Annotated in this window: 16 protein-coding genes; 4 read left to right on the top strand and 12 right to left on the bottom strand. The window is 62.7% G+C overall.

What is annotated here, in order from left to right; all coding sequences use genetic code 11:
• Nucleotides 1-5: 5 nt before the first annotated feature.
• From ACQ4WL_RS22355 to leuS, 9 genes are all read right to left on the bottom strand, one after another.
• Entirely contained in the window at nucleotides 6-2,159 is a 2,154-nt protein-coding gene (locus ACQ4WL_RS22355; RefSeq protein WP_436511715.1) for an HDOD domain-containing protein, read from the bottom strand.
• A 203-nt stretch (nucleotides 2,160-2,362) separates the two neighbouring features.
• A complete protein-coding gene (locus ACQ4WL_RS22350; protein ID WP_436511714.1) occupies nucleotides 2,363-3,643 on the bottom strand; it encodes a multidrug effflux MFS transporter in 1,281 nt (426 codons plus the stop codon).
• Between the two features lie 151 nt (nucleotides 3,644-3,794).
• Nucleotides 3,795-4,997 carry a THUMP domain-containing class I SAM-dependent RNA methyltransferase gene (locus tag ACQ4WL_RS22345; protein WP_436511713.1) on the bottom strand — a complete coding sequence of 401 codons (1,203 nt, stop codon included), beginning with the start codon at nucleotides 4,995-4,997 and terminating at the stop codon, nucleotides 3,795-3,797.
• Nucleotides 4,998-5,156: 159 nt separating this feature from the next.
• The gene (locus tag ACQ4WL_RS22340) at nucleotides 5,157-5,771 is read right to left on the bottom strand and encodes a 2-hydroxychromene-2-carboxylate isomerase (protein ID WP_096238078.1); all 615 of its coding nucleotides are present in this window, start codon (nucleotides 5,769-5,771) and stop codon (nucleotides 5,157-5,159) included.
• Nucleotides 5,772-5,781: 10 nt separating this feature from the next.
• On the bottom strand, nucleotides 5,782-6,219 hold the full coding sequence (locus ACQ4WL_RS22335; RefSeq protein WP_436511712.1) for a CopD family protein: 438 nt from the start codon (nucleotides 6,217-6,219) through the stop codon (nucleotides 5,782-5,784).
• Nucleotides 6,220-6,289: 70 nt separating this feature from the next.
• Nucleotides 6,290-7,561: a glutamate-5-semialdehyde dehydrogenase gene (locus tag ACQ4WL_RS22330; protein WP_436511711.1), complete on the bottom strand. Its 1,272-nt coding sequence runs from the start codon at nucleotides 7,559-7,561 to the stop codon at nucleotides 6,290-6,292.
• A 23-nt stretch (nucleotides 7,562-7,584) separates the two neighbouring features.
• Nucleotides 7,585-8,601 carry a DNA polymerase III subunit delta gene (gene holA, locus ACQ4WL_RS22325; RefSeq protein WP_436511710.1) on the bottom strand — a complete coding sequence of 339 codons (1,017 nt, stop codon included), beginning with the start codon at nucleotides 8,599-8,601 and terminating at the stop codon, nucleotides 7,585-7,587.
• 10 nt (nucleotides 8,602-8,611) lie between these two features.
• A complete protein-coding gene (locus ACQ4WL_RS22320) occupies nucleotides 8,612-9,211 on the bottom strand; it encodes an LPS-assembly lipoprotein LptE (protein ID WP_436511709.1) in 600 nt (199 codons plus the stop codon).
• Between the two features lie 2 nt (nucleotides 9,212-9,213).
• Nucleotides 9,214-11,853, bottom strand: coding sequence for a leucine--tRNA ligase (gene leuS / locus ACQ4WL_RS22315; RefSeq protein WP_436511708.1), 2,640 nt, complete (start codon nucleotides 11,851-11,853; stop codon nucleotides 9,214-9,216).
• A 177-nt stretch (nucleotides 11,854-12,030) separates the two neighbouring features.
• Here leuS and ACQ4WL_RS22310 point away from each other — a divergent pair, with 177 nt between their 5' ends.
• Complete coding sequence (locus ACQ4WL_RS22310) at nucleotides 12,031-12,774, top strand: DUF6597 domain-containing transcriptional factor (RefSeq protein ID WP_436511707.1); 744 nt, start codon at nucleotides 12,031-12,033, stop codon at nucleotides 12,772-12,774.
• Between the two features lie 81 nt (nucleotides 12,775-12,855).
• A complete protein-coding gene (locus ACQ4WL_RS22305; RefSeq protein WP_436511706.1) occupies nucleotides 12,856-13,221 on the top strand; it encodes a VOC family protein in 366 nt (121 codons plus the stop codon).
• Here ACQ4WL_RS22305 and ACQ4WL_RS22300 read toward each other — a convergent pair.
• Nucleotides 13,218-14,123, bottom strand: coding sequence for a LysR substrate-binding domain-containing protein (locus tag ACQ4WL_RS22300; protein ID WP_436511705.1), 906 nt, complete (start codon nucleotides 14,121-14,123; stop codon nucleotides 13,218-13,220). The two genes, ACQ4WL_RS22305 and ACQ4WL_RS22300, sit on opposite strands and share 4 nt — an antisense overlap.
• A 159-nt stretch (nucleotides 14,124-14,282) precedes the next feature.
• Here ACQ4WL_RS22300 and ACQ4WL_RS22295 point away from each other — a divergent pair, with 159 nt between their 5' ends.
• A complete protein-coding gene (locus tag ACQ4WL_RS22295; protein WP_436511704.1) occupies nucleotides 14,283-15,464 on the top strand; it encodes an acyl-CoA dehydrogenase in 1,182 nt (393 codons plus the stop codon).
• Nucleotides 15,464-16,711 carry a CaiB/BaiF CoA transferase family protein gene (locus tag ACQ4WL_RS22290; RefSeq protein ID WP_436511703.1) on the top strand — a complete coding sequence of 416 codons (1,248 nt, stop codon included), beginning with the start codon at nucleotides 15,464-15,466 and terminating at the stop codon, nucleotides 16,709-16,711. Before ACQ4WL_RS22295 ends, ACQ4WL_RS22290 begins: the two co-directional genes overlap by 1 nt.
• Before the next feature lie 113 nt (nucleotides 16,712-16,824).
• Here the strand turns inward: ACQ4WL_RS22290 and ACQ4WL_RS22285 are convergent, their stop codons facing one another.
• Nucleotides 16,825-17,151: a barstar family protein gene (locus tag ACQ4WL_RS22285; RefSeq protein WP_436511702.1), complete on the bottom strand. Its 327-nt coding sequence runs from the start codon at nucleotides 17,149-17,151 to the stop codon at nucleotides 16,825-16,827.
• Nucleotides 17,152-17,159: 8 nt separating this feature from the next.
• Complete coding sequence (gene dapB, locus ACQ4WL_RS22280; protein ID WP_436511701.1) at nucleotides 17,160-17,969, bottom strand: 4-hydroxy-tetrahydrodipicolinate reductase; 810 nt, start codon at nucleotides 17,967-17,969, stop codon at nucleotides 17,160-17,162.
• Nucleotides 17,970-17,985: the final 16 nt, after the last annotated feature.

The following is a 17,985-nucleotide window of genomic DNA, read 5'->3' as shown; positions in this document are numbered from 1 at the left end:
GGACGTTACGCAGACAAGGCGGTATTGCCGGGTGCGGGCAGCGCGGCTGCAGCACTCGTCGGCACGGGAATGGGCAGTAAAATTTCAAACGACGTGCCGGACTTGCTGCTGCGGCAGCCAATCACGCCATGCAGGCGGGTAACCAGGTCATGCACGATGGACAAGCCCAGGCCGTGATGCGCCCCTTCCTTGTTGCTGCGCACGGGAGAAAACAGGTTGGCCAGCACCTCCGGCGCCAGGCCGGCGCCATTATCGCTGACGCACAATTCCAGATACAGGCGACGGTCTCGGTTGACGTGGCCCCGGTTCGCCACTTCGATGCGCCCGCCATCGGGCAGCGCTTCGACGGCGTTTTTCAGCAGGTTGAGCAGGATTTGCTTGAGCATGTCGGCATCGGCCTCCACCTCGCATGGCGCGTCCTGCATGCGCGTGACCACCTCGATCTTCGGCGGCAAGAAGTCGGTGGCGCGGAACAATCGCAGCACATCGTCGACCACGCGCGCGCAATCGGTGACGCCGCCCGCGTCCACGGGCTGCAAATCGGCCAAGCTGCCGATCAACTGCCCGACACGGTCGATTTCCTCGTTCAGGATAGCCATCTCGCCCATGACCGGCTCCTGTTTCTCCAGCTTGTGATCGAGTACGCTCAGGTAGTTCTTGATGATGGACAGCGGATTATTCACTTCATGCACGACGCGGCGCGACGCGGCGCGGTATTCCTCGGCCACGTGATCGAGCTGGCGCCGCGCCAGGCCGCGCGCACTGATGGCCGTTTCCAGCGCCGTAGCGGCCTGGTTGGCATAGGCGCGCAAAAAACCCTCGCGCTTCTGGCAAGCGGCAATCTGCCACGCCGCCACGCCGCCGATCAGTACCCCAAGGCTGCGCTGGCCCGCCGCCAAAGGCAGGCAGACCAGGCTGTCGGTGCCGAGAATGCGGAACAACTGCTCCTCGACGATGCCCAGCGCCGGCATGTCGCGCTTTAAGAACGCCTGCTTGCACTCCAGCGCCGAAGCGGCCAGCGGACCACCCTTGGCCAGCGGGATCGAGAAGCCGGCCAGGCGTTGCTGATGTTCGCCCGCCGCCACGCCCATCAGCGCATGGCCGGTGGGGTTTTGCAGCAGGATCACGGCGGTATCGAAATCGAACAGGATGCGCGCCGAGCGCGTGATGGCTTCAAGCAGGCTGCTCTCGCCCTGCTGCCGGGCGAAGGTCTGCCCCACTTCGGACACCAGCACCATGTTGCGCACTTCGTCGGACAGGCGCTGCTGCACTGGATCGCCGGATGGCGGAGCATACGCGGGCGGGGTGACGATATCGTCCGCGCCGGCCAGGTCAATGCCCAGGTGCTGTGCGGCCTGCTCCACCTGGCGCGCGACGCTGCCGGCCAGGTCTTCCAGCACCTCGACATCCAGCGCGCACAGGCTTGCCGCCTGCATGATCGATTCCGTATCCTCGGCATGGCAGCACAGCAGGTGCGCCAGGCGCACGATGCGGATCAAAGGATGGCCGGCCTCCAGGCGCGCCAGCGGTTCGTGGTGATACAGCACGCTATCGGCCAGGAAGGAATCGAGCTGCCAGCGTTCGATCAGCCAGGCGCCAGCTTCGGCATGCGTGATCTGCAAGGTGCGCTGCTCCACCGCGCACAGGGCGGCATCGTCGCGCGCCGTGAAATTGAACGCGTATTCCTTCGGCGCCGTAGCCAGCAAAGCCAGGCGGCCCACGTTGTGCAGCAATCCCGCCAGGTACGCTTCCTCGACGTGCGGATAGGCCATGGCCTTGGCCAGCGCACGCGCCATGACGGCGGCCGACAGCGAGCTTTTCCAGAAGGCGCGCAAATCCGTGCTGCCGGAATGGGGAAAGCTGTTGAAGGTCTGGAAGACGGATTCGCTGATGACCAGGGTCTTGATCATGTCCGTGCCCAGCGACACGAGCGACTGTTCCAGGCTGACGACCTTGCTCTGGCGATGGTAGGCCGAGCTATTGGCCACGCCGAGGATCTTGCTGGTCATGCCGGCATCCTTGGCGATCAGGGCGGCCAGCTCCGGCATGCCGGCATCGTCGGCCTGCAGGTGGGCGATCAGCTTGATGAGAATCTGCGGCATGGCCGGCAGGCGGGCAATCAGCAGGCGATTGCGAATATCTTGATCAGATTGATGCATCGTATCAGGCATTGCCGGTTCGAAAAGGATGAGCGCTCAGCAGCGAAGCGCGGCCACGTTCAGAGGAATCCTCCACTCCTGTAACCCAAAAACAAACTGCCTGAGAGGATGCCGGGAAAGAAGTCATCTTATCATAAGCGCCGGATCTTACTTGCAATATAGAAAATTAAGTTGAAATAAATCCAGCGTTCTGCCATGGAAACTTATGCCTTGAAGGAACCCAGCAAACGGTGGCGGAAGCGCCGCGAGATCAGCCACAGCGCCAGCGCCAGGGCCGTAAACGCCAGTTGGCCCGAGGCCAGCCACAGCACGGAGCCCGACAGCAGCGGCGAGATCACGCCGGCCACCACGGCGCCCAGCAAGGTGCTGGCAAACGACTGGCACGAGGCGACAGTGCCGCGGATATGCGGGAACAGATCGAGCGCCAGCAGGGTCGCGCCCGGCCCCACCAGCGACATACCGAAGGTGTAGAAGAACAGAGGCAGCACCGACCAGGGCAACGATGGCGGCAGGAACAGGTGATACACGACATTGACGCTGGCGGCGCACAGCAGAAAGGCGAAGCCGATGCCGATCTGGCGCGCGAACGTGACCTTGCCGGCGATGCGGTTGGCCGCCGCGGCGCCCATGAAGATGCCGCTCACGCAGGGAATGAACAGCCAGGCGAATTGCGATGGCCCCAGCCCCAGCTGCTTGGGCAGCATTTCCGGTGCGGCCGTGATGAACAGGAACAGGCCCGCGAAATTGAGGGCAACGATGCCGGCCTTGATGTGGAACAGGGGCGAGCGCAGGATCTGGCCATAGCTCGAGGCCAGGAAGCGGGGATTGAAGGGCTGGCGCTTTTCCATCGGCAGGGTTTCGGGCAAGCGCCAGTAGCAGAACGCCAGTAGCACCACCGTGTAGAAGGCGAGGAACAGGAAGATCGAGCGCCAGTCGAACCAGATGACGATCCAGCCGCCGAGAATCGGCGCCACGGCCGGGGCGATGGAAAAGATCATCGTCACCAGCGACAGCAGCCGCGCCGCTGCCGCATCGGCATACAGGTCGCGGATGATGGCGCGGCTGATCACCACGCCGGCGCCGGCCGAGACGCCCTGCATGATGCGGAAGAACCACAAATAGTGCACCGTGTGCGCCGAAGCGCAGCCGAGCGAGCCGATGGCAAACATCAGCAAGGAGACGAGAATGACGTTGCGCCGGCCAAAGGTATCCGAGATCGCGCCATGCCACAGCACCATGCCGGCAAAGGCCAGCATGTAGAACGTCAGCGACTGCTGCACTTCCAGCGGCGAGGCCTGCAGCGAACCCTGGATCGCGCCAAAGGCGGGCAGATAGGTGTCGATCGACAAAGGTCCCAGCATCGACAGCCCGGCCAGCAGCATGGCCAGCGCACCGCGGCTCAGCGGCGCCATGTGGCTCGGGGTGGGAGGCGGAACGGGCGTGACCGGGTCGGGCGGCACACTCGCCGGAGGGATGGGAAACATGGCGGATCCAGGGTGACACATCCGGCTTTCTCAGCTGCCAAAATATCTGAGAAAACCGTAGCGAGCGGAAGTGAATTGTGGCCGAGTGCGCAACCGTACTTTAGTACGGTGAGCACCGCAGGCCGCAAGTCACGACGCGCAGTAGGTTTAATCAGATATTTTTAGGTTTTGCTTCTTCGCGGCGGTTGTAACCGGCCACCATATCGAAACGGAACAAACGGCATTCCAGCGCACCATTGAAGAATGGCGTCTTGCGCGCTTCCTTCAGGCGCAGCAGCTTGGGCAAGCCCAGGTCTGCCGTAAACAGGAACACGGTCCAGCCGGCGAAGCGCTGCTTCAGGGTCGTGCCCATGGCCGAATAGAAGGACGTCGACAACTCATCTTCCGGGATGGTGCTGTCGCCGCGCACGCCGATACGCTCGCCGTACGGCGGGTTGGTCAGCATGATGCCCGGCACGTCGCTTGGCGGCTTGACTTCCTGCGCCTCGATCTGTTTCAAGGGCACGTCGAAACGCACACCGGCGCAACGCAGGTTATGGCGCGTCATGGCGACCATGTCGCCCGAAATGTCGCTGCCAAAAATGGTCGGTTCGGCTGGCAGCGGATTGACCTTGATGGCGTTTTTCATGGCATTCCACGGCGCCGGATCGAAATCGTGGAAGTTTTCAAAGGCGAACTGGCGCGTAGCACCCGGCGGAATGCCTTGCAGCATCTGCGCCGCTTCGGCCAGGATGGTGCCGGAACCGCACATCGGGTCGAACAGCACCATGCCAGGCTTCCAGCCCGACACGCGCAGCAGGCCGGCGGCCAGGTTTTCGCGCAGCGGCGCGTCGCCCGTCTCTTCGCGCCAGCCGCGCTTGAACAGGGCTTCGCCCGAGGTGTCGAGATACACGGTAAACGTGTTCGCGTCGAGGAAGCCGACGATGCGCATGTCCGGCGTCTTGGTGTTGACCGATGGACGCTCGTTGAACTGGTCGCGGAAGCGGTCGCAGATCGCATCCTTGATTTTCAATGTCGTGAATTCCAGGCTGCGCAGCGGCGATTTGACGGCCGTGACGTCAACGCGGATCGTGTGGTGCACGCCGAACCAGTCTTCCCAGGCTTGCGCCAGGGTCAGGTCATAAATATCGTTTTCCGTCTTGTAGCCGGAATGGGCCATGCGCATCAGCACGCGCGAAGCGATGCGCGAATGCAGGTTGATGCGGTAGGAATCGAGCAGGTCGCCCGAGCAGTGTACGCCGCCCGGCACCTGGTTGTGGACCTTCATGGTAGAACTATCCTGAGCAATCTCGCCCAGTTCCTCGGCCAGTGCCGCTTCCATGCCACGCGGGCATGGGCAAAAATATGAAGCCATGGTGTACCTTTTATCCGTTGAAAAACAATTAACTAAAAATCTAAAATATTACGTAGGTCGGCTTAGCCCGCCAGGGCGTAAGCCGACATGCACCGCCGCCGACTGCGCTTGTCGGATTACGCGCGGCTTTGCCACGCTAATCCGACCTACCGCTCGCTATTACCTCTCCAGCGCGCGCTCGACAAAATCGAGGCGGTCCTGGCCCCAGTATCCTTCGCCATCGACGATGTACCACGGCGAGCCGAAGACGCTGGCGGCGGTGGCCGCCTCCGTGTTGGCATCATATTCGGCCTGCACGCTGGCCGTTTCCGACGTCTTCAGCAACTGGCGGCCATCGAAACCGGCATCCAGCGCGATCTGCACCAGGGTTTCCTCGTCGCCGATATTGCGCTCTTCGGCCCACAGGCCGCGCATGATGGCGTGCGCCAGGTTCAGCGACGCTTCCACGCCGTGCGCCAGGCGCGTGGCGATGATCAGCTTGGCCGACGCTTCCGGCGACACGGGGAAGAACTTTGGCTGCAAGGTCAATGGCACTTGCAAAAAGGCCGACCAGCGCGCCAGTTCGGCCAGGCGATACGCCTGGCGCTGCGGTGCGCGCTTGGCCAGCGGCAGGCCGCCCGACACACTGAAGACCTTGCCCAGGTCGAAGGGACGCACGTCGATCTGTGCGCCCGTCTTCGCGGCGATGGCCATCAGGCGCGCGTGCCCCAGGTAGGTCCATGGCGAGTGGGGCGCGAAGAAATACTGCACGACTTTGCTCTGGCTTGCACTCATCTCGATTCCCTTAGAAAGGCTTGACCACGACCAGCACGACGACGGCCAGCAGCATTACCACCGGCACTTCATTAAACCAGCGGAACCAGGTGTGGCTACGCTGGTTGACGCCTTTTTCAAACTTGCGCAGGATGGAACCGCAGGCGTGGTGGTAGCCGAGCAGCAGCACCACGAACGTCAGCTTGGCGTGCATCCAGCCCGGTATCTTCACGCGGCCTTCGCCCCCACCGTACAGCATCCACATCAACGCCAGCCCCAGCACCATCGCCGGCAGCGCCAGCAGGGACATGAAACGGTACAGCTTGCGCGCCATCAGCAACAGTCGCTCGGTGGCCACCGTTTCCGTCTCCATCGCCAGGTTCACGAAAATACGCGGCAAATAAAACAGGCCGGCAAACCAGGACATGACGAAGAGGATGTGAAAGGCTTTGGTCCAGAGAAAGAGCATGGGGTTCCCAGTGTCAGAGGTGGAGAAAAATGAGAGCACGGGCCGCCTTGTGGGCCGCCCGCGAAAGAGACTATTTACGTACTTCGCCGTGGCCAAAGACCACGTACTTGAGCGATGTCAGGCCTTCCAGTCCCACCGGGCCACGCGCGTGCAGCTTGTCGTTCGAGATGCCAATCTCGGCGCCCAGGCCATACTCGAAGCCATCGGCAAAACGCGTCGATGCATTCACCATCACCGAGGCGGAATCAACTTCGCGCAGGAAGCGCAGCGCATCGCTGTAGTCTTCCGTGATGATAGCTTCCGTGTGCTTGGACGAATACTGGTTGATGTGGTCCATCGCTTCGTCGATGCCGTCGACCACCTTCACCGACAGGATCGCCGCCAGGTATTCGGTGGACCAGTCTTCCTCGGTGGCGGGCACCAGGTGCGGATAAGCGGCGGCGGCCAGGATCGCATGGCTTTCCGGATCGGCACGCAGTTCGACCTGCTTGGTCAAATACAGTTCGGCCAGCTGCGGCAGCACGGTAGCGGCGATGGCGCGCGACACCAGCAGGGTTTCCATGGTGTTGCAGGTGCCGTAGCGGTGGCACTTCGCGTTGAAGCCGATATCGATCGCCTTTTTCAGATCCGCCTTGGCGTCGATGTAGACGTGGCAGATGCCATCGAGGTGTTTGATCATCGGCACGGTGGCCTCGGCCATCAGGCGCGCGATCAGGCCCTTGCCGCCGCGCGGCACGATGACGTCGACGAATAGCGGCATGGTGATGAGGGCGCCGACGGCGGCGCGGTCGGTGGTGTCGATCACTTGCACGGCATCGGCCGGCAGACCCGCTCCCAGCAAGCCCTCGGCCACCAGCTTGGCCAGCGCGCGGTTGCAGTGTATCGCTTCCGAGCCGCCGCGCAGAATCGTCGCGTTGCCGCTCTTGATGCACAGGCCGGCCGCGTCCACCGTCACGTTCGGACGCGCTTCATAGATGATGCCGATGACACCCAGCGGCACGCGCATCTGCCCCACCTGGATGCCCGTCGGGCGGAATTTCATGTTCGAGATTTCACCGATCGGGTCGGCCAGCGAGACGATCTGCGTCAAGCCTTCGACCATCGTGGCAATGGCAGAGTCGGACAGGGTCAGGCGGTCGAGCATGGCCGGCGCCAGGCCGGCGGCAGCCGCCGCATCGAGGTCGCGCTGGTTGGCCGCGCGCAGCAGATCGGCATCGCGCACGATGGCGGCGGCGATCAAGGTCAAGGCGCGGTTGCGCGTGGCGCTGTCGGCACGTGCCATGGCGCGCGAAGCGGCGCGCGCGCGCGTGCCCACGTCCTGCATATATTCTGTGATGTCCATGCTCGTATCCATATAGTAAAAAACTAGCCTCGGGCGATCTTCAGGCCCAGCTGCAGCATGGCATCCCAGGCATCGCCCGCGTAGCCCTTGGCGCGCAAGCCCTTGATCATCTTGTCCACCTGCGCCGCCTGCTGCAGCGCCGCTTCCAGCACGGGCAGCGAAATGCGCCGCAGGGCCGGTTCCATCATCCGCTCGCGCGGTCCCCAGATGCGGTATTCCTTCAGCAGCGCGCCCAATGGACGCCCTTGCGCCATGCCGGCCTTCAATTTTAACAGCGTGCGGATTTCTTCGGAGACGGCCCACAAAACCAGCGGCAGCGCCTCGCCCTCGCCTTTCAAGCCTTCGAGCATGCGCACCAGGCGCGCCGGATCGCCGGCCAGCATGGCTTCGGACAGCTTGAAGACATCGTAGCGGGCCACGTTCAGCACCGCGTCCTGCACTTGTTCGTACGTCAATTTGCCCGCGGCATGCAGCAAGCCCAGTTTCTGGATTTCCTGGTGCGCCGCCAGCAAGTTGCCTTCCACCCGTTCGGCGATGAAGTCGATGCTGGCCCGTTCGGCGCTTTGCCCCTGCGCCGACAAGCGCTGGGATATCCAGGCCGGCAACTGCGCCCGTTCCACATTCGGAATCTCGATATACACGGCCGCCTGCTGCAGACTGGCGACCCAGGCCGCCTTCTGCGTGGCCCAGTCCAGCTTGGGCAAGGTGATCAGGGTCAGGTTGTCGGGGCTGAGGTTTTTCGCGTAGCTTTGCAGCGCCGCGCCGCCATCCTTGCCCGGCTTGCCGGTGGGGATGCGCAGCTCGATCAGTTTTTTATCGCCGAACAGCGACAGCTCCTGGTTCGCCGCCAGCAGTTCGCCCCACTTGAAGCTGCGCTCCACCGTCAGCACGTCGCGCTCGGAGTAACCCTGCGCGCGCGCGGCGCGGCGGATCTTGTCGGCCGCTTCCAGCGCCAGCAAGTGTTCGTCGCTGGTGATCACATACAGCTGCGCCAGCGGCTTGGCCACATGCCCATCGAGCGCGTCTATCCGCAATTGCATGGCGTCCCCGTTACTGCTGCGGGGCTGCCGGCGCGACCGGTGTCACGGGCGCCACTGGCGCCACCGACATGGCTGGCAGCACCGGCTTGATGGCGGCCAGGCGGCGCATGATCTGCTGCACCAGGTCGTTACGCATGTCGCGGTACAGCGCCGCTTCCTCGGTTTCCTTGGCCAGCACCTGCGATTCATCGAAGGTGATCGGACGCACCAGGCTGATGGTGGTCGGCGCCAGCAACTGATTGCCGGCCTTGTCCAGCACGCGGAAATTAATCGAATAGCCGAGCTGGTACTCTTGTACGCGGCCATTTTTGTTCAGCGACAAAATGGTCTTGGTACGATTCCTCTCCGGGTCGTTGAGCACCTCAAGCACGGCGTCGGCGCCATCCCTGGTGCCCACCACCTCCGTGCTGCCAATGGCGCGGATATAGCGCTTCAGGCCGATCGCCAGCGGCGATGTCTCGGGCAAGCCGATGTACATCGTCGCGAACGGCAGCATGAAACTGCCGTTCGAACCGCGCAAATGAAAGCCGCAGGCTGACAGCAGGACGGTCAGGCCCAACGCCAGCACGGCACGGCGGCCCAACAGCGATACTTGAGAGGAAGTCGTCATGATTACACCACGATGCTGATTAACTTGCCTGGCACGACGATGATCTTCTTCGGCGTGGTCTCGACGTACTTTTGCACACTTTCGCACGCCAGCGCGGCCGCTTCGATGCTGGCCTTGTCCGCATCCTTGGACACCGTGATCGAGCCGCGCAGCTTGCCGTTCACCTGGATCATCATCTCGATCTCGGACTGCTCCAGCGCTTGCGGGTCGACCTGCGGCCAGGCGACGTTGAGCAGGTCGCCGTGCACGCCGGCGTAGCCCAGTTCCTGCCACAGCACGTGGGTGATGTGCGGCGCGACAGGATTGAGCAGGCGCAGGAAGATGGAGAAGCCTTCGGCGATCAGCGCCTTCGACTGCGCGCTGTCATCGAGCTTGGCCGATTCCAGGGTGTTGAGCATCTTCATGCAGGCCGACACCACGGTGTTGTACTGGATGCGCTTCAAGTCGTAATCGGCTTGCTGCAACAGCTTGTGCAATTCGCGGCGCAGGTTTTTCTGCGCGTCGCCCGTGGCCGGTGCGGCGCCGCCAGCCAGTGCGGCTTGAATCGTGGCCGACTGGGCGTAGCCGAAGTTCCACACGCGGCGCAGGAAGCGGTTCGCGCCTTCGACGCCGCTGCCCGACCATTCCAGCGTCTGTTCCGGCGGCGAAGCGAACATGGTAAACAGACGGGCCGTGTCGGCACCGTACTGCTCGATCTGCGCTTGCGGGTCGATGCCGTTGTTCTTCGACTTCGACATTTTTTCCGTGCCACCGATTTCCACCGGCTGGCCGTCGGCCACCAGGACGGCGCTTTGCGGACGGCCCTTGTCATCGAGCGACAGGCGCACGTCGTCCGGGTTGAACCAGGTGGTCTTGCCCACGGCATCCTTGCGGAAGTAGGTTTCGTTGAGCACCATGCCTTGCGTCAGCAGGTTGACAAACGGCTCGTCGAACTTGACCAGGCCGAAGTCGCGCATGATCTTGGTCCAGAAGCGCGCGTACAGCAAGTGCATGACGGCGTGTTCGATGCCGCCGATGTACTGGTCCATCGGCATCCAGTAATCGTTGCGCGCGTCGACCATGGCATCGTTCGAGCCTGGCGAGGTATAGCGCATGTAATACCACGACGAATCGACGAAGGTATCCATGGTGTCCGTCTCGCGGCGCGCCGGCTTGCCGCACTGCGGGCAGTCGCACTGCAGGAACGCTTCGTATTTGTTCAGCGGGTTGCCCGTGCCATCCGGCACGCAGTCTTCCGGCAGTACCACCGGCAAATCTTTTTCCGGCACCGGCACCACGCCGCAATCGGCGCAATGGATCATCGGGATCGGCGTGCCCCAGTAGCGCTGGCGCGAAATGCCCCAGTCGCGCAGGCGGAACGTGGTTTTCTTCTCGCCCAGGCCCAGCTCAGCCAGATCGGCGGCCACCGCATCGACGGCGGAAGCGAAATGCAGGCCGTCATATTTGCCGGAGGCGACACAGACGCCATCCTTGCTGCCATACGATTCCTGCCAGGCGTCGGTCGAGAATTCCTGGCCCTTGACTTCGATCACTTGCTTGACCGGCAGATTGTATTTCTTGGCAAAGCCGAAATCGCGTTCGTCATGCGCCGGCACGCCCATCACGGCGCCATCGCCGTAGGTGATCAGGACGTAGTTGCCGACCCACACTTCCACTTGCGCGCCCGTCAACGGATGCGTGACGAACAGGCCGGTCGGCATGCCCTTCTTCTCCATCGTTGCCATATCCGCTTCGATGACGGAGCCGAGTTTGCATTCGGCATTGAAGGCGGCCAGCGCGGGATTGCTTTGCGCAGCGTGGAGTGCCAGCGGGTGCTCTGCGGCCACGGCGCAGAAGGTCACGCCCATGACGGTGTCAGGGCGGGTGGTAAACACATACAGCTTGCCGTCGCCGATCAGGGCGCCTTCGGCATCCTTGATGGCATGCGGGAAGGCGAAGCGCACGCCCGTCGACTTGCCGATCCAGTTGGTCTGCATGGTGCGCACGCGCTCGGGCCAGCCGGGCAGCTTGTCGTCCACATAGGCCAGCAATTCTTCCGCGTAATCGGTGATGCGCGCGTAGTACATGGGGATTTCGCGCTTTTCGATCAGCGCGCCGGAACGCCAGCCGCGGCCATCGACGACTTGCTCGTTGGCCAGCACGGTCTGGTCGATCGGGTCCCAGTTCACGGTACCGGTCTTCTTGTAGATGATGCCTTTTTCCAGCATCTTCAGGAACATCCACTGGTTCCACTTGTAGTATTCAGGCTTGCAGGCGGTCATTTCGCGCGACCAGTCGATGGCCAGGCCCATCGATTCCATCTGCTGCTTCATGTGGGCGATGTTCGAGTACGTCCATTGTGCGGGCGGCACGTTGTTGGCCATCGCCGCGTTTTCCGCCGGCATGCCGAACGCATCCCAGCCCATCGGCATGAGCACGTTGTAGCCATTCATGCGCAGGTAGCGGTACATCACGTCATTGATCGTATAGTTGCGCACGTGACCCATGTGCAGCTTGCCCGAAGGGTAAGGCAGCATCGAACAGGCAAAATACTTGCCTTTTGGGAAACGCGGGTCGTGTTCGACGGCTTTGTAGGCGTCGATCGCCTTCCAGTGCGATTGGGCGGCTTGTTCGACGTCGGCGGGACTATATTTATCTTGCATGATGTGCGGCCAATAGTGGATATGAACCGAGCATTATACTGGTTGTCGCCACCCGATAGCGCGGCGCGCTGGCGGCCCGGGCTGGCATATTTTGGCCGGCGCACAATTATGCTGTGTAATATATATGCAATCTTGTCCTTTGCATCAAAGCCAGCCATGATAGTCTACCAGGAATATATGCCCATTCCCGCCCTGCGGCCGTGGCTGGACTGCGTCTGGACGTGCCGCGTGCAGACGGGTGCCACGCCCCTGACGCATCAGGTCTTGCCAGACAATTGCATCGACATCCTGTGCCAGGACCAGCAGGATGCCAGCTTTGCCGTGGGCATGATGACGGCGCCGGTTGCCGTCGTCAGCCAGGGACTGGTGCAGACGGTGGCGGCCCGCTTCAAGCCGGGTGCGGCGGCGCGCTTCTTCCAGCTGCCCTTGTGCGAGCTCAGCGATGGCCGCACGGGATTGCCGCAACTGTGGGGCCGCGAACTGGCGGCACGCCTGGGCGACGCCCTGTGGAGCGAGCCCCTATCCAATGCACAACGCATTGCCATTTTGCAAGATTATCTGCTGCTGCGCCTGCGCGCCGCGCCGCCACTGCGCCAGGCCGGCGCAGCCGAACATGCGATCGCAGCCATCGAGCGCGCATGCGGCCAGGTGCGCGTGGATGGGCTGGCGCGGCAACTGGGCGTGTCGCGCCAGCACCTGGCGCTGCAATTTCGCCAGCAAGTGGGCATCAGCCCGAAGCTGTTTGCCCGTATCTGCCGTTTTCGCGCCGCCAGCAAGGGGCTGACAAGCCTGGCGGGACAGCCAGACTGGGCGCAAGTCGCCGTGCAATTTGGCTATTTCGACCAGTCGCACCTGATCCACGACTTCCAGGATTTCGCCCGCAGTTCGCCCGAGGCGTGGCTGGCGGAACGCCACAGCTAACGTCACCTTCCATTTTTACAATCACGCGGCGCGCGCCGGTGGCATGATGGCGTCACGCATTTCAACCAACAGGAGCAGAACATGATCAAGGGCTTGCGCACCGTCACCTATCCCGTCCCCGACCTGGACAAGGCCAAGGCCTGGTACAGCCAGGTATTCAACACGGCCCCATATTTCGACCAGCCGTTTTATGTGGGTTTTGCCATCGGCGGCTTCGAGCTTGGGCTGATGCCGGGCGGTGAACCGGGCACGCAGGGCAGCGTGACGTACTGGGGCGTGGACGGCATCGAACAGGAAGTCGAACGCATCGTTGCACTGGGCGGCAGCCTGCACCACCCGATCACGGACGTGGGCGACGGCATCCGCACGGTGGAATTGCTCGACCCGTTTGGCAACCAGATCGGCTTCATCGACAATCCCCACTTCGATACCAGCAAAGTCGTTTAAGCGGCTTCGCCTTGCAGCCACAGCCGGAATTGCTGCAAGGCCGTCTTTTCATGCGCCGTTTCGGGCGTAATCAGGTAATACGCACGCTGCCCACGCAGTGGGCGTTCACATACGATGCGCAGTTCGCCACGCGCCAGTTCCGCTTCGACCAGCATGCGCGGCAGCAAGACCGCGCCTTGCCCTTGCACGGCCGCCATGGCCAGCATGGAAAACAGTTCATAGCGGGCACCGTAACGCGCTCCATCGCGCCCTTCTCCCTCGACCTGCATGGCGTCAAACCATTGGCGCCACGCGCCCGGACGCGTACTTTGCTGCAGCAAGGTCAGTTCCAATACATCCTGCGGCTGCCAGTCGCTGCGCGCCGCCAGCAGGCGCGGGCTGGCGACGGGCACGATTTCTTCATGCATGAGCAAGGTGGCGCGCGTGCCGGGCCAGCGCGCCAGCTGCTCGGGTGTGCCCGCGTACAGGGCGCCGTCATATTCCGTATCGGCAAACATGAACGGCTTTGTATACGCATCGATATGCACGACGATGTCGGGCTGTTCGCTGGCAAAACTGGCCAGCCGTGGCATCAACCAGCGCGTGGCAAAGGTGGGCACGGACGCGAGCTGCAAGGCGCCGCCCCCGCCCTGGCGCGCCATGGTGTCGAGCGTGTCGCGCTCTAGGCCATCGAGGCGGGCCGCGATCTGGCGCGCATAGGCGGCGCCGGCGCTGGTCAGCAGTACGCCATGGCGCGTGCGCTGGAACAATTGCACGCCAAGAAAGCTTTCCAGGGAGGATATCTGCCGCGACACGGCGCTTTGCGTCAGCGACAGTTCGCGCGCCGCATGCGTGTAGCTCTGGTGGCGCGCAGCCGCCTCGAAACAATTGAGCGCCTGCAGCATCGGGATTTTGCGTGACATGGGGTGTCCGTCCGGTAAAAGAACCCTAGTATGCCGCAAGATATGCTCAACACGCATGTCTGGGTGCGAAAAAATCGTTTGCGCAAGGCTAGGCAAAAACCTACCATGAGCCATATTCAATCTTGCGCCGATCACCGGCGCTCACCTGCGAGGCCTGTGATGAGCAAAACCGTATTCGACTGGAATTCCCCCCTGCTGCTGGAAGAACAACTGACGGGCGACGAACGCGCCGTCCTGGAAGCGGCCCGCGACTATTGCCAGGGCAGCCTGGTGCCGCGCGTGCTTGAATCGTTCCGCCATGGCCGCACGGACGCCGCCATCTTCCGCGAAATGGGAGAGCTGGGCTTGCTGGGCACGACCATTCCCGAAGAGTACGGCGGCGCCGGCCTGAACTACGTCTGTTACGGCCTGGCCGCGCGCGAAGTCGAGCGTGTCGATTCCGGCTACCGCTCGATGATGAGCGTGCAATCGTCGCTGGTGATGGTGCCGATCAACGCCTTCGGCAACGAGGAAACCAAACAGAAATACCTGCCGAAACTGGCGACGGGCGAATTCATCGGCTGCTTCGGCCTGACGGAACCGAACCATGGCTCCGACCCGGGCAGCATGGTCACGCGCGCACGCAAGGTACCGGGCGGCTACAGCCTGTCCGGCGCCAAGATGTGGATCACCAACAGCCCGATTGCCGATGTGTTCGTTGTCTGGGCCAAGGACGATGAAGGCGCGATCCGCGGCTTCGTGCTGGAAAAAGGCTGGAAGGGTTTGTCGGCGCCGGAAATCCACGGCAAGGTCGGCTTGCGCACCAGCATCACCGGTGAAATCGTCATGGATGAAGTATTTTGCCCGGAAGAAAACGCCTTCCCCGACGTGCGCGGCTTGAAAGGTCCATTTACTTGCCTGAACAGCGCCCGCTACGGCATCGCCTGGGGCGCGCTGGGCGCGGCCGAAGACTGCTACCTGAAGGCACGCCAGTACACGATGGACCGCCAGCAATTCGGCCGTCCGTTGGCCGCGAACCAGTTGGTGCAAAAGAAACTGGCCGACATGCTGACGGAAATCACCATGGGCTTGCAAGGCTGCTTGCGCCTGGGCCGCATGAAGGATGAGGGTTCGGCCGCAGTGGAAATCACGTCTATCATGAAACGCAACAGCTGCGGCAAGGCGCTCGATATTGCCCGCATGGCGCGCGACATGATGGGCGGCAACGGCATTTCCGACGAGTTCGGCGTGATCCGCCACCTGGTCAACCTGGAAGTGGTCAACACCTATGAAGGCACGCACGATGTGCACGCGCTGATCATCGGCCGCGCCATCACCGGCATCGCCGCCTTCAGCAACTGATGGACGCCTTGGCTTCCACCTTGCGGCCCGCACCGTTGACCGGTTTGCGCGTGCTGGACCTGTCGCGCGTGCTGGCCGGCCCGTGGGCCGGGCAAATGCTGGCCGACCTCGGCGCCGACGTGGTCAAGGTTGAACAGCCGGGCCGCGGCGACGATACGCGCTCCTGGGGCCCGCCGTATCTGAAAGATGAAGACGGCCGCGATACGGCCGAGGCGGCCTATTTCCAGTGCGCCAACCGCAACAAGCGCTCCCTGTGCATCGACCTGGCCGCCCCGGAAGGGCAAGCGCTGGTGCGCAAGCTGGCGGCCGAAGCGGATGTCTTGCTGGAAAATTTCAAGGTGAACGGCTTGCAGCAATACGGTTTGGACGCGGCCAGCTTGCTGGCACTCAACCCGCGCCTCGTGTATTGCTCCATCACGGGCTTTGGCCAGGATGGGCCGTATGCGGCGCGCGCCGGCTATGACTTTTTGATCCAGGGCATGGGCGGCTTGATGAGCATCACCGGCGTGCCCGATGGCCAGCCGGGCGCCGGGCCGCAAAAAGTGGGCGTGGCGCAAACAGACATCCTGACGGGCCTGTACGCCACCATCGCCGTGCAGGCAGCGCTGGCCGAACGGGAACGTTCGGGCCTGGGCCAGCATATCGACCTGGCCTTGCTCGACGTGCAAGTGGCGGCGCTGGGCAACCAGGCCGCCAATTACTTGTGTGGCGGAAAAGTGCCGCAGCGCATGGGCAATGCGCATCCAAACATTGTTCCATATCAAGACTTTCCCACGGCCGATGGCGACATGATTCTGGCGATCGGCAACGATGGACAGTTTTCGCGCTTTTGCGCCGTCGCCGGCCATCCGGAATGGGCGCAGGATGAACGCTTCGCGACCAATCCGCAGCGCGTGGCGCACCGGGCGATCCTGATCCCCTTGATGCGCCAGACCACGGTCATGCGCACGACGGCCGAGTGGATCAGCGCCTTCGAGGCGCAAGCCGTGCCATGCGGCCCCGTCAACCGCATCGACCAGGTCTTTGCCGACCCGCAAGTGGTGGCGCGTGGCTTGAAAGTGGAGATGCCGCATCCGACGGCGGGCACGGTGGCGCTGGTGGCCAATCCCGTGCGCCTGTCCGCCTCGCCGGTGCAATACCGCTTGCCGCCGCCCTTGCTGGGGCAGCATACGCAGGAGGTGCTGCAGCAGTGGCTGGGATTGGACAGTGCGGAGATTGACGGCTTGCGCGAGCGCAAGGTGGTGTAAATGTTGGTCGTCTGGACGTAGGTCGGATTAGCGCTTGCGCGTAATCCGACTTGCACAGCCAACAATGTTGTCGGATTACGGCCCGCAGGGCCTAATCCGACCTACGATTCTATTCACTTGAGTACCAGCTTCAACGCCGGCTTTTCGCCATAATCCTCATAGCGTTCATTGATGCCCGCGATACAGAACGTGATTTCTTCCAGCAAGTCCGGCGCCTGCGCCTTCATGCTTTCCGCGTCCTGCACGACAATTTCCAGCACTTCGTTCGGCTTCAGGCGGAACTGCGTCATGTTTTCGTCGTCACGCAGATAGCTGAGGCAATCGACCCAGGCATCCATGCTGTTGCCGTAAAACGCGGGGAAACCGAAGGCTGGCACGCATTGCGCGTGGAAGCTCGCTTCGTCGGTGATGTCTTTTCCATTCAGGATGGCAGTGGCCATGGTCTTCCTCAGTTCTTCAGCGACAACACGTCCTGCATGTCGAACAGGCCGGTCGGCTTGTCCGCCAGGAAACGCGCAGCACGCAGGGCGCCGTGCGCATAGGTGACGCGGCTGCTCGACTTGTGGCTGATCTCGATACGCTCGCCGATGCCGGCAAACAGCACCGTATGGTCGCCGACGATATCGCCGCCGCGGATGGTGGCAAAGCCGATGGTCGACGGATCGCGTTCGCCGGTCACGCCTTCGCGGCCGTACACGGCGCATTCCTTCAGGTCGCGGCCCAGAGCGCTGGCCACCACTTCACCCATTTGCAGGGCGGTGCCCGATGGCGCGTCGACCTTGTGGCGGTGATGCGCTTCGATGATCTCGATGTCGTAGCCTTCGGACAGGCTTTTCGCGGCCAGTTCCAGCAGCTTCATGGTGACGTTCACGCCCACGCTCATGTTCGGCGCGAACATGATGGCCGTCTTTTCGGCGGCGGCGGCAATGGCGGCCTTGCCCGCGTCATCAAAACCGGTGGTGCCGATGATCATCTTGATACCATGCTCGGCGCAGTACGCCAGGTGCTGCAAGGTGCCTTCGGGACGCGTAAAGTCGATCAGGTAATCGGCGCCGGCCAGGCCGGTAGCCAGGCTTGACTCGATCAACACGCCGGCAGGTTTACCGAGAAAGGCGGCGGCGTCCTGGCCGACGGACGGCGAGCCAGCGCGGTCGAGCGCGCCAGCGAGCACGGCGTCGGGCGCGTTGCTGACCGCTTCGATCAGGATATGGCCCATGCGGCCACTGGCGCCAGCGATGGCAATTTTCAGTTCAGTCATTTTATTCTCTTACGGC

Origin of the sequence: Janthinobacterium kochi, from assembly GCF_051380715.1 — a bacterium.
Classification (GTDB): Bacteria; Pseudomonadota; Gammaproteobacteria; order Burkholderiales; family Burkholderiaceae_D; genus Janthinobacterium.
The sequence above is the reverse complement of the archived record's forward strand: the minus strand, read 5'-3'. Positions and strand labels throughout refer to the sequence as shown.

Bases quoted from the DNA above. Each gene is read 5' to 3' on its own strand.
- ACQ4WL_RS22350 (WP_436511714.1), bottom strand. From the start codon at position 3,643: ATGTTTCCCATCCCTCCGGCGAGTGTGCCGCCCGACCCGGTCACGCCC.
- ACQ4WL_RS22340 (WP_096238078.1), bottom strand. From the start codon at position 5,771: ATGAGTGCAAGCCAGAGCAAAGTCGTGCAGTATTTCTTCGCGCCCCAC.
- ACQ4WL_RS22335 (WP_436511712.1), bottom strand. From the start codon at position 6,219: ATGCTCTTTCTCTGGACCAAAGCCTTTCACATCCTCTTCGTCATGTCC.
- leuS (WP_436511708.1), bottom strand. From the start codon at position 11,853: ATGCAAGATAAATATAGTCCCGCCGACGTCGAACAAGCCGCCCAATCG.
- holA (WP_436511710.1), bottom strand. From the start codon at position 8,601: ATGCAATTGCGGATAGACGCGCTCGATGGGCATGTGGCCAAGCCGCTG.
- ACQ4WL_RS22355 (WP_436511715.1), bottom strand. From the start codon at position 2,159: ATGCATCAATCTGATCAAGATATTCGCAATCGCCTGCTGATTGCCCGC.
- ACQ4WL_RS22320 (WP_436511709.1), bottom strand. From the start codon at position 9,211: ATGACGACTTCCTCTCAAGTATCGCTGTTGGGCCGCCGTGCCGTGCTG.
- ACQ4WL_RS22305 (WP_436511706.1), top strand. From the start codon at position 12,856: ATGATCAAGGGCTTGCGCACCGTCACCTATCCCGTCCCCGACCTGGAC.
- ACQ4WL_RS22285 (WP_436511702.1), bottom strand. From the start codon at position 17,151: ATGGCCACTGCCATCCTGAATGGAAAAGACATCACCGACGAAGCGAGC.
- ACQ4WL_RS22300 (WP_436511705.1), bottom strand. From the start codon at position 14,123: ATGTCACGCAAAATCCCGATGCTGCAGGCGCTCAATTGTTTCGAGGCG.
- ACQ4WL_RS22345 (WP_436511713.1), bottom strand. From the start codon at position 4,997: ATGGCTTCATATTTTTGCCCATGCCCGCGTGGCATGGAAGCGGCACTG.
- ACQ4WL_RS22290 (WP_436511703.1), top strand. From the start codon at position 15,464: ATGGACGCCTTGGCTTCCACCTTGCGGCCCGCACCGTTGACCGGTTTG.
- ACQ4WL_RS22295 (WP_436511704.1), top strand. From the start codon at position 14,283: ATGAGCAAAACCGTATTCGACTGGAATTCCCCCCTGCTGCTGGAAGAA.
- dapB (WP_436511701.1), bottom strand. From the start codon at position 17,969: ATGACTGAACTGAAAATTGCCATCGCTGGCGCCAGTGGCCGCATGGGC.
- ACQ4WL_RS22330 (WP_436511711.1), bottom strand. From the start codon at position 7,561: ATGGACATCACAGAATATATGCAGGACGTGGGCACGCGCGCGCGCGCC.
- ACQ4WL_RS22310 (WP_436511707.1), top strand. From the start codon at position 12,031: ATGCCCATTCCCGCCCTGCGGCCGTGGCTGGACTGCGTCTGGACGTGC.